The sequence below is a fragment of the Pseudoxanthobacter sp. genome, assembly GCF_036822375.1.
Taxonomy (GTDB): Bacteria; Pseudomonadota; Alphaproteobacteria; order Rhizobiales; family Segnochrobactraceae; genus Pseudoxanthobacter.
This window is the reverse complement of the sequence record NZ_DAISHT010000341.1, coordinates 1-2482: the sequence shown is the minus strand read 5'-3', so window position 1 is coordinate 2482 and position 2482 is coordinate 1. Positions and strand designations below refer to the sequence as shown.

At 67.0% G+C, this 2482-nt stretch carries 3 protein-coding genes; all 3 read right to left on the bottom strand.

The genetic code is table 11. From position 1 onward, the window contains the following. The 3 genes from V7067_RS17395 to V7067_RS17385 all read right to left on the bottom strand — a co-directional run bounded on the left by V7067_RS17395 (nt 1) and on the right by V7067_RS17385 (nt 2461). Nucleotides 1-339 (bottom strand): hypothetical protein, encoded by a 339-nt coding sequence (locus V7067_RS17395; RefSeq protein ID WP_334177146.1) that lies wholly within the window; start codon nt 337-339, stop codon nt 1-3. Nucleotides 340-419: 80 nt separating this feature from the next. Beyond that, nucleotides 420-1301 carry a polysaccharide deacetylase gene (locus V7067_RS17390; RefSeq protein ID WP_334177145.1) on the bottom strand — a complete coding sequence of 294 codons (882 nt, stop codon included), beginning with the start codon at nt 1299-1301 and terminating at the stop codon, nt 420-422. Between the two features lie 50 nt (nt 1302-1351). Beyond that, nucleotides 1352-2461: an ABC transporter ATP-binding protein gene (locus tag V7067_RS17385; RefSeq protein WP_334177144.1), complete on the bottom strand. Its 1110-nt coding sequence runs from the start codon at nt 2459-2461 to the stop codon at nt 1352-1354. Nucleotides 2462-2482 lie beyond the last annotated feature (21 nt).

Here is a 2482-nt window from a genome sequence, read left to right as displayed (position 1 = left end):
TCATGGCTGCCCCCGCGGCTGCCGCTCCAGCCGGGCCAGAACGGCCTCGTCGAGCGGATCGCACGGCCGGCCGGTCAGCCGCTCGGCCGCCTGCCAGAGGTGGGCGAGGTCTTCCACGATCTCGCTCTTGCCGGTGCGGGTGGCAAGCACGAACGACGTGCCCTGCCAGTCGGAAAGCGTCAGCGCAAACGGTGCCAGCACGGTGTTGGCAAGGCGCACGCGCTCGGCCCGCGCCCGGCGCCGCTGCGGGCCGGTGTGGCTGGTGGTGAACACACCCGGACGCGCCGCCGCATCCGTCCAGTGCTCGCTGCCGCCGAGAACACCGCAAAGAGAACACATGGCACCGCTCCGGACCGCTCTGCGAAAACTCGTCCGGCCGCGGCGGCAGGGGGGGGACCGCCGCGGCCGGACCGCCGACATCACTTCTGGCGGGGGAAACGCCGGGCGAAGTCGTCGGCCATCTCGTCCAGCGTGACGAAGCGCACGCCGGGGTGGCTGCTCATGTGGTTATAAAGGCGCTCCAGCATCATCAGCACATGCGGCCGGCCGGAAACGTCCGGATGAATGGTCATCGGGAACACCGCATAATCGTACTCGCGGTAAACCCAGTCGAACTGATCGCGCCACATCTCTTCGATATCGCGCGGGTTCACGAAGCCGTGGCTGTTGGGCGACTTCTTGATGAACATCATCGGCGGCAGGTCGTCGAGATACCACGACGCCGGAATCTCGATCAGATCGGTCTCGTGGCCGCGCTTCAGCGGCACCATCCAGTCCTTCGGCTCGGCCGAATAGTCGATCTTGGTCCAGCTGTCGCCCACGCGCACGCGGTAGGGCAGATGGTCGTGATGCATCAGCGAGTGGTCGTACTTGATGCCGCGCTCAAGCAGCAGCTCGTTGGTGACCGGCGAGAACTCCCACCACGGCGCCACATAGCCGGTGGGACGGCGGCCGGAGAGCTGCGTCACCAGATCGATGCTCTTGTCGAGCACGGCGGTTTCCTGCTCGCGCGTCATGGCGATCGGGTTTTCGTGGCTGTAGCCGTGAATGCCGATCTCGTGGCCGGCATCCGCCACGGCCTTCATCTGCTCGGGGAACGTCTCGATCGAGTGACCGGGCACGAACCACGTCGTCTTGATGCCGAGGCGCTCGAACAGCTTCAGCAGGCGCGGACTGCCGACCTCGCCGGCGAACAGGCCGCGGGAGATATCGTCGGGCGAATCCTCGCCGCCGTAGGAGCCGAGCCATCCGGCAACCGCATCGACGTCGATGCCGAAGCCGCAGAGGATTTCCTTGGCCATGATCTGGACCTCCGGTTGGGACTTGAGAGGGGGAAAAACGACCGGTCGCCTCAGGCGGCCGGAATGACGGTCGCCTCGGCCGCCTGCCAGGCAAGCAGCACCGGGTTCCGGGGCAGGAACGCCCCGGGGGGGTATTTGTCGACGTGGGCTTCCAGCGCCAGCGGCCGGCCGCCCGGCAGCGTGACCGACAGATGGGAAATGTGGCCGACGACATCGGAGCGCTGCACCGTTGCGGTCACCACGTTGCCATCGCTGCGGGCGCCGACGGCCGCCGCCTGCCCGGGCCCGTCGGCCACCACCTCGATCGCCTCGGCCGGGATCACCACCCGGGCGTTGGCGCCGGGGGCGAGTGTGCCGTTGAGCGCCCCGCTCAGCAGGCCGAGCGCGGTTTCGACGGAAGCCACCTCGCCGTTCACCGCCCGCACCACGCCGTCGACGATGGTGTTGCGGCCGATGAAGTTGGCGACGAACGGTGTGTTCGGCCGGGTATAGAGCTGATGCGGCGGGCTGATCTGCTCCACCCGCCCCTTGTTCATCACCACGATGCGGTCGGAGAGCGCCAGCGCCTCCGACTGGGCGTGGGTGACGAACACGAAGGTGACGCCGAGATTGCGCTGCAGCAGCTTCAGTTCGTTCTGGATCGCCTTGCGCAGGTTGGCATCGAGCGCGCCCAGCGGCTCGTCGAGCAGCAGAATGTCGGGCTCGGTCACAAGACCGCGGGCCAGCGCGATGCGCTGGCGCTGGCCGCCGGAAAGCCGGTCCGGCCGCTTGTCGGCAATATCCTCAAGGTCGAGGGTGGCCAGCATCCGCGCCACCTTCTCGTCGCGCTCGCGCTTCGCCATGCCCTTCACTTCAAGGCCATAGCCGACATTGCGGCGCACCGTCATGTGGGGGAACAGCGCGTAGTTCTGGAAGATCATCGCCGTCGGGCGACGCTCCGGCGGCGTGTCGTTGACGCGCACGCCGCGGATCATCATGTCGCCGCGCGAGATCGATTCAAAGCCCGCAATCATGCGCAGCGTCGTGGTCTTGCCGCAGCCCGAGGGGCCGAGAAAGGCGATGAACTCGCCTTTGCGCACCATCAGGTCGAAATCGGCCACGGCGGTGGTGCCGTTATCGTAGACCTTGCCGACCTTGATGAGTTCCAGATCGTAAATCACGCCCGTTTCTCCCGGACATCA